This window comes from Mesorhizobium sp. P2_C7 (assembly GCF_056404515.1).
This window is the reverse complement of the sequence record NZ_JBFUDW010000034.1, coordinates 1-7882: the sequence shown is the minus strand read 5'-3', so window position 1 is coordinate 7882 and position 7882 is coordinate 1. Positions and strand designations below refer to the sequence as shown.

General features: G+C 55.4%; 2 protein-coding genes, 3 tRNA genes, 3 rRNA genes and 1 pseudogene. All 9 read left to right on the top strand.

The window, feature by feature from the left end; genetic code table 11:
* A pseudogene (locus tag AC1D2G_RS34195) lies at positions 1 to 191 on the top strand (hypothetical protein); the annotation flags it as partial.
* A 191-nt stretch (positions 192 to 382) separates the two neighbouring features.
* Positions 383 to 1867, top strand: a 16S ribosomal RNA gene (locus tag AC1D2G_RS34190).
* Positions 1868 to 2185: 318 nt separating this feature from the next.
* Positions 2186 to 2262, top strand: a tRNA-Ile gene (locus AC1D2G_RS34185).
* 76 nt (positions 2263 to 2338) lie between these two features.
* A tRNA-Ala gene (locus AC1D2G_RS34180) sits at positions 2339 to 2414 on the top strand.
* A 367-nt stretch (positions 2415 to 2781) separates the two neighbouring features.
* A 23S ribosomal RNA gene (locus AC1D2G_RS34175) occupies positions 2782 to 5640 on the top strand.
* Between the two features lie 295 nt (positions 5641 to 5935).
* A 5S ribosomal RNA gene (rrf, locus tag AC1D2G_RS34170) occupies positions 5936 to 6050 on the top strand.
* The 16S, 23S and 5S rRNA genes sit together here with 3 tRNA genes alongside, the layout of an rRNA operon.
* Positions 6051 to 6221: 171 nt before the next feature.
* Positions 6222 to 6298: transfer RNA gene (locus AC1D2G_RS34165), tRNA-Met, on the top strand.
* Positions 6299 to 6835: 537 nt separating this feature from the next.
* Positions 6836 to 7102 carry a type II toxin-antitoxin system ParD family antitoxin gene (locus AC1D2G_RS34160; RefSeq protein WP_477419583.1) on the top strand — a complete coding sequence of 89 codons (267 nt, stop codon included), beginning with the start codon at positions 6836 to 6838 and terminating at the stop codon, positions 7100 to 7102.
* A gap of 3 nt (positions 7103 to 7105) precedes the next feature.
* On the top strand, positions 7106 to 7417 hold the full coding sequence (locus tag AC1D2G_RS34155; RefSeq protein WP_477419581.1) for a type II toxin-antitoxin system RelE/ParE family toxin: 312 nt from the start codon (positions 7106 to 7108) through the stop codon (positions 7415 to 7417).
* The last annotated feature ends 465 nt before the right edge of the window (positions 7418 to 7882 follow it).

Here is a 7882-nt window from a genome sequence, read left to right as displayed (position 1 = left end):
TTGTTGAGGGTGGCGACTATATACGCCTCACCAACGAGGGCGGCACGCCGCTGGCGACGAAGAAGTTTGCTTCTAAGCCTGCCCGTTGTGAGATTCAAGAGAGCCGCGTAAGCGACACTCGGACGGCCCCGGAGCCAAAAGCGAAACGGGCCACGACACTGCGTCTGCGGTGTCTGTTCTTTGAAAATTGAATATTGAAGAAAGAGAAACGTGGGCGGCAGAGTCCTGCTGAACCTCTTATCCCGCCAGGGATAGGTTGTTCGAACGAGACTTTGGCGGACACGTTTTGAGAGAATAAAGTCTACCAAGACACGTGAGTGTCTAGGTGTGAATGTTCTCGTCAATTCAAAGCGTGACCAGATAAAAGCCAATCAAAGTTTCAAAACTTGAGAGTTTGATCCTGGCTCAGAACGAACGCTGGCGGCAGGCTTAACACATGCAAGTCGAGCGCCTCGCAAGAGGAGCGGCAGACGGGTGAGTAACGCGTGGGAATCTACCCATCTCTACGGAACAACTCCGGGAAACTGGAGCTAATACCGTATACGTCCTTCGGGAGAAAGATTTATCGGAGATGGATGAGCCCGCGTTGGATTAGCTAGTTGGTGGGGTAATGGCCTACCAAGGCGACGATCCATAGCTGGTCTGAGAGGATGATCAGCCACATTGGGACTGAGACACGGCCCARACTCCTACGGGAGGCAGCAGTGGGGAATATTGGACAATGGGCGAAAGCCTGATCCAGCCATGCCGCGTGAGTGATGAAGGCCCTAGGGTTGTAAAGCTCTTTCAACGGTGAAGATAATGACGGTAACCGTAGAAGAAGCCCCGGCTAACTTCGTGCCAGCAGCCGCGGTAATACGAAGGGGGCTAGCGTTGTTCGGAATTACTGGGCGTAAAGCGCACGTAGGCGGATTGTTAAGTTAGGGGTGAAATCCCGGGGCTCAACCCCGGAACTGCCTTTAATACTGGCAATCTCGAGTCCGAGAGAGGTGAGTGGAATTCCGAGTGTAGAGGTGAAATTCGTAGATATTCGGAGGAACACCAGTGGCGAAGGCGGCTCACTGGCTCGGTACTGACGCTGAGGTGCGAAAGCGTGGGGAGCAAACAGGATTAGATACCCTGGTAGTCCACGCCGTAAACTATGAGAGCTAGCCGTCGGCAAGTTTACTTGTCGGTGGCGCAGCTAACGCATTAAGCTCTCCGCCTGGGGAGTACGGTCGCAAGATTAAAACTCAAAGGAATTGACGGGGGCCCGCACAAGCGGTGGAGCATGTGGTTTAATTCGAAGCAACGCGCAGAACCTTACCAGCCCTTGACATCCCGGTCGCGGTTTCCAGAGATGGATCCCTTCAGTTCGGCTGGACCGGTGACAGGTGCTGCATGGCTGTCGTCAGCTCGTGTCGTGAGATGTTGGGTTAAGTCCCGCAACGAGCGCAACCCTCGCCCTTAGTTGCCAGCATTCAGTTGGGCACTCTAAGGGGACTGCCGGTGATAAGCCGAGAGGAAGGTGGGGATGACGTCAAGTCCTCATGGCCCTTACGGGCTGGGCTACACACGTGCTACAATGGTGGTGACAGTGGGCAGCGAGACCGCGAGGTCGAGCTAATCTCCAAAAGCCATCTCAGTTCGGATTGCACTCTGCAACTCGAGTGCATGAAGTTGGAATCGCTAGTAATCGCGGATCAGCATGCCGCGGTGAATACGTTCCCGGGCCTTGTACACACCGCCCGTCACACCATGGGAGTTGGTTTTACCCGAAGGCGCTGTGCTAACCGCAAGGAGGCAGGCGACCACGGTAGGGTCAGCGACTGGGGTGAAGTCGTAACAAGGTAGCCGTAGGGGAACCTGCGGCTGGATCACCTCCTTTCTAAGGAAGAACCTTAATGGAAACGCTCATCTGATGAGCCTCTGCCTTTCGGTTCTCTTGGAACAAGACGGCAGAGAGTCACTCTGACCGTCGCGCATACCTTAAGCGGGTCTGCCGCCTTCGTTTCTCTTTCTTCAGCGAATGACTTTGGATTGCGCTCGCGCGCCGTGTCGCACCCTCCTGTTGATTAAGATGGGCGGGTGCTGGCGCTCCGCGAGGGCGCGGCACGAGCCGCGACGGCCGCCGGTTTTAGTTAGATTTGGCGGCCTTGCGAGGCTCTGCCTCGAAGCCGACTACCATCTGCGGGCTTAGGGCTTAGGGCTTGTAGCTCAGTTGGTTAGAGCGCGCGCTTGATAAGCGTGAGGTCGGAGGTTCAAGTCCTCCCAGGCCCACCACTTCGCAATCCGCAAGGATTGTCGGATCTCCTCGATGCCTGCCATCTTCTTGATGGCGATATCGGGAAAATAATCAGGGGCCGTAGCTCAGCTGGGAGAGCGCCTGCTTTGCAAGCAGGATGTCGTCGGTTCGATCCCGTCCGGCTCCACCACTCGCGCAATCCGCAAGGATTGTCGCTTCTTCTCCAGGGAAGAAAGAGGTGTCGAGTGGAGATGAAGGTGTCCGAGAAAAAGTCATTCGAAAAAAGATTTGCGGGAAGCTTTCTTGGCTTTCCCGCCTGTTCTGTTTGACATCGTAAAGAGAAGATTTGTTCGAACTTCATGAGCCCAAAAGGCTTGTGATTTGTCGCGGGAGACGCTCAATCTCCCGCATATGATGGGTTTGCCTAACCGCACCCTCGAACCGATCTCGAGAAGCTGGTCTTTTTGTGCCAATGACATCGGGCTAAATCCCGCACAGGATTTGGCCCATGCGACGATCTCTTCGAGATCGCGCGGATGGGTATTGGCAATGAGAACGATCAAGTGTCTTAAGGGCAATTGGTGGATGCCTTGGCATGCACAGGCGATGAAGGACGTGATACGCTGCGATAAGCTACGGGGAGGTGCGAATACCCTTTGATCCGTAGATTTCCGAATGGGGAAACCCACCTAAGGTACTTGGAAAATCAGAGCAGCAGGCCTGCGCGATCTCTTTGGGATCGCGTTGGAGCGACAATCTCTTCGAGATTGCGCTGATGCTGCTGTGGTTTCCAAGTATCGATAATAGGTAACTTACCCTGAATACATAGGGGTAAAGTGGCGAACGCGGGGAACTGAAACATCTAAGTACCCGTAGGAAAGGACATCAACCGAGACTCCGGAAGTAGCGGCGAGCGAACCCGGACCAGGCCAGTGGCGATGATGAGACAAGCGGAACCTTCTGGAAAGTAGGGCCATAGTGGGTGACAGCCCCGTACGCGTAATGCAAATCATCGTCCTCGAGTAAGGCGGGACACGTGAAATCCTGTCTGAAATTGGGGGGACCACCCTCCAAGCCTAAGTACTCGTGCATGACCGATAGCGAACTAGTACCGTGAGGGAAAGGTGAAAAGCACCCCGACAAGGGGAGTGAAAGAGTACCTGAAACCGATTGCCTACAAACAGTGGAAGCCCAAGGTTCGTCCTGGGTGACCACGTACCTTTTGTATAATGGGTCAGCGACTTAGTGTGACGAGCAAGCTTAAACCGCTAGGTGTAGGCGCAGCGAAAGCGAGTCTGAACAGGGCGTTCAGTTCGTCGCATTAGACCCGAAACCGAGTGATCTAGCCATGAGCAGGTTGAAGGTAAGGTAACACTTACTGGAGGACCGAACCCATAACTGTTGCAATAGTTCGGGATGACTTGTGGCTAGGGGTGAAAGGCCAATCAAACTCGGAAATAGCTGGTTCTCCGCGAAATCTATTTAGGTAGAGCGTCGACCGAATACCCCAGGGGGTAGAGCACTGGATGGGCTAGGGGTCCTCACCGGATTACCAAACCTAACCAAACTCCGAATACCTGGGAGTACTAGTCGGCAGACACACGGCGGGTGCTAACGTCCGTCGTGAAAAGGGAAACAACCCTGACCTACAGCTAAGGTCCCCAAGTTATGGCTAAGTGGGAAAGGATGTGAGGATCCCAAAACAACCAGGATGTTGGCTTAGAAGCAGCCATCATTTAAAGAAAGCGTAACAGCTCACTGGTCTAAATAAGGGTCTTTGCGCCGAAAATGTAACGGGGCTAAAGCCATACACCGAAGCTTAGGGTTCGTGAGCAATCACGAGCGGTAGCGGAGCGTTCTGTAAGCTGATGAAGCCATACCCGTGAGGGGTGGTGGAGGTATCAGAAGTGCGAATGCTGACATGAGTAACGTAAGGGGAGTGAGAGACTCCCCCGCCGAAAGACCAAGGGTTCCTGCTTAAAGCTAATCTGAGCAGGGTTAGCCGGCCCCTAAGACGAGGCGGAAACGCGTAGTCGATGGGAACCACGTTAATATTCGTGGGCTTGGAGGTAGTGACGGATCATTGAGGTAGTCCAATCTTATCGGATTGAACGGGCTGCTGCGTGGTTCCAGGAAATAGCTCCTCCTTATAAACCGTACCCGAAACCGACACTGGTGGTCTGGTAGAGTATACCAAGGCGCTTGAGAGAACTATGCTGAAGGAACTCGGCAAATTGCACGCGTAACTTCGGAAGAAGCGTGACCCTTTTCCACGCAAGTGGAGGAGGGTGGCACAGACCAGGGGGTAGCGACTGTTTATCAAAAACACAGGGCTCTGCGAAGTCGCAAGACGACGTATAGGGTCTGACGCCTGCCCGGTGCTGGAAGGTTAAGAGGAGGGGTGCAAGCTCTGAATCGAAGCCCCAGTAAACGGCGGCCGTAACTATAACGGTCCTAAGGTAGCGAAATTCCTTGTCGGGTAAGTTCCGACCTGCACGAATGGCGTAACGACTTCCCCGCTGTCTCCAGCATAGACTCAGTGAAATTGAATTCCCCGTGAAGATGCGGGGTTCCTGCGGTTAGACGGAAAGACCCCGTGCACCTTTACTATAGCTTTACATTGGCATTCGTAGTGGCATGTGTAGGATAGGTGGTAGGCTTTGAAACCTGGGCGCCAGCTCAGGTGGAGCCACCCTTGAAATACCACCCTTATTACTATGGATGTCTAACCGCGGCCCGTTATCCGGGTCCGGGACAATGTATGGTGGGTAGTTTGACTGGGGCGGTCGCCTCCTAAAGAGTAACGGAGGCGCGCGATGGTGGGCTCAGAACGGTCGGAAATCGTTCGCTGAGTGCAATGGCATAAGCCTGCCTGACTGCGAGACTGACAAGTCGAGCAGAGACGAAAGTCGGTCATAGTGATCCGGTGGTCCCGCGTGGAAGGGCCATCGCTCAACGAATAAAAGGTACGCCGGGGATAACAGGCTGATGACCCCCAAGAGTCCATATCGACGGGGTTGTTTGGCACCTCGATGTCGACTCATCGCATCCTGGGGCTGGAGCAGGTCCCAAGGGTATGGCTGTTCGCCATTTAAAGCGGTACGTGAGTTGGGTTCAGAACGTCGTGAGACAGTTCGGTCCCTATCTGCCGTGGGTGTAGGAATATTGAAAGGATCTGTCCCTAGTACGAGAGGACCGGGATGGACGGATCTCTGGTGGACCTGTTGTGGCGCCAGCCGCATAGCAGGGTAGCTATATCCGGACGGGATAACCGCTGAAGGCATCTAAGCGGGAAACCCACCTTAAAACGAGTATTCCCTGAGAACCGTGGAAGACGACCACGTTGATAGGCCGGGTGTGGAAGAGCGGCAACGCTTGAAGCTTACCGGTACTAATAGTTCGATCGGCTTGATCGTTCTCATTCCTTATGCCCATCTCGGCGCAATCCAAAGGATTGTCGCCAGAAGTCAGATGGTTTGTTCTTACTCACGCTTGTTCCGCCCTGCGGGCGGCGCTACGGGTGCGGCGCATCGGCGCCGACGGTCGGTCGACCTTGCGAAGCTTCGCTTCGAAGGGCCAGACCCAAGAACGACCAGGCACAAAAAAGACCAGCGAACAGCTCCGAGACGGCCAAAAAATAGGTAATCCCTATTGGCTACTCACGAATGGCTATTCGCTCAACAGCTTCTCGAACAACGTGCGTTTTGCCGACCTGGTGGTTATGGCGGAGCGGCTGCACCCGATCCCATTCCGAACTCGGCCGTGAAACGCTCCAGCGCTGATGGTACTTCGTCTCAAGACGCGGGAGAGTAGGTCGCTGCCAGGTCTGCCAAACGCACGTTGATCTCACATCCAAATCGGATGGAGAGAAATCTTCTCTTTATGAACAGGCCCGCCAACGGGATCACGGGCCGCGTAAGCGGCCCTTTCATTTGGTGAGGCTTCTACCTATCTGTAGGCCATCCCTATCGTAGGCTTGCGCTTACTTCTTAGTTGACGCGGGGTGGAGCAGCCCGGTAGCTCGTCAGGCTCATAACCTGAAGGTCACAGGTTCAAATCCTGTCCCCGCAACCAAATTAAAACAGCCCGGCCAAGCCCGGGCTGTTTTTGTATCCGACTGACCGTGGCCATGGATTCGAACCCCTCAGGGGCCCGCAAGCAGGGATAGCCGACGCAGCCGGACAAATAAGACAAAGCCTGTCCCCGCAAACCAAACGCCCGTCAGGCAGCAGCCGACGGGCGTTGCGCGTTTGGAGCATATGTGAGCCGAAGATCGGAAGCGCAAACGACAATGTCCGCGTGACACGACAAAACCGGACAGAGATGACATCCCGAGCGCGTCGGCGATCCGGTTGGAGTTCGCGTCCGTCGTCGCGCGCATGCTGCCATGGAGATGACGACCGCGGGCATCGACTTTGCATGCCGCTCCTCGATCGCGCCGGCGCCCTCAAGGCTGAGACGACATTCCGGTCGTGCCGAATCAGGCGACGGTACCTCTCCCGGAGCCGGATGGCGGCAAGGTGGAGCATGGCCGAATCAGCCATATTGATAATAGTTGACATCTATTGCTATCCGCGTTGGGCGCTCCCATAATGTTTGCAGGAGGTTGCCATGCCAAATTACGCTTTAAACGACCACTATGAGAGCTTCATCAGGAAGCAGCTCGAATCAGGCCGCTACAACAATGCCAGCGAGGTTGTCCGCGCGGGCCTGCGCATGCTCGAGGACTTCGAGGCGGAGCGAGAGAAATGGCTGCGCGAAGACGTACCGTCGCGCCTGGCCGAGCTCCAGCGGGATCCAACGAAAGGAATCCCTGTCGACAAGGTGTTTTCGCGGCTGGAGGCGCGTCATCGCGCGAAACAGGCGAAAGCCAAGTAGGGGATGGACTATCAGATTGTCTTCCACCCCAAGGCGGAGTCCGAGCTGGAAGCGCTGTATGACGACATAGCGGAACGCGCATCGCCTGCGATCGCCTGGAATTTCGTTGTGGGTATCCGCGAGCATTGTCTCGACCTGTCGACTTTTCCACAGCGCGGCACCGAGCGGGTCGAGATCATGCCTGGGCTGCGGATTGTTGGGTACCGGCGCGCTGTCAGCATTGCATTCGCCGTCGAGGGCGAGCGGGTACTGATTTTGGGCGTCTTTTACGCCGGCCGCAACATCACGCCGGAATTGCTTGAAGAACGGCTCTAACCGGCGCTCAAGCAGGGCGCGGCCAGGGCGCTCCGCCAAGCGCGACCAGCGATTTCGGGCCGATGGCATCCGCCCGGCGCTGATCTGGTGGCGTGCTTCATGCGGATAAGCTGCCCCGGAAAGCCGGTCACAATCGGGCCAAGCCAACTCACAAATTCGGGCCTCGCCGAGATCTCCACGAGAAATCGAAAAAAGGATGATCTTGGCTGTTGACAGTTGTTGAGGGTGGCGACTATATACGCCTCACCAACGAGGGCGGCACGCCGCTGGCGACGAAGAAGTTTGCTTCTAAGCCTGCCCGTTGTGAGATTCAAGAGAGCCGCGTAAGCGACACTCGGACGGCCCCGGAGCCAAAAGCGAAACGGGCCACGACACTGCGTCTGCGGTGTCTGTTCTTTGAAAATTGAATATTGAAGAAAGAGAAAGAAGAAAGAGAAACGTGGGCGGCAGAGTCCTGCTGAACCT

What these genes read in the sequence shown, in the direction of transcription:
- AC1D2G_RS34160 (WP_477419583.1), top strand. Translation starts at nt 6,836, where the DNA reads ATGCCAAATTACGCTTTAAACGACCACTATGAGAGCTTCATCAGGAAG.
- AC1D2G_RS34155 (WP_477419581.1), top strand. Translation starts at nt 7,106, where the DNA reads ATGGACTATCAGATTGTCTTCCACCCCAAGGCGGAGTCCGAGCTGGAA.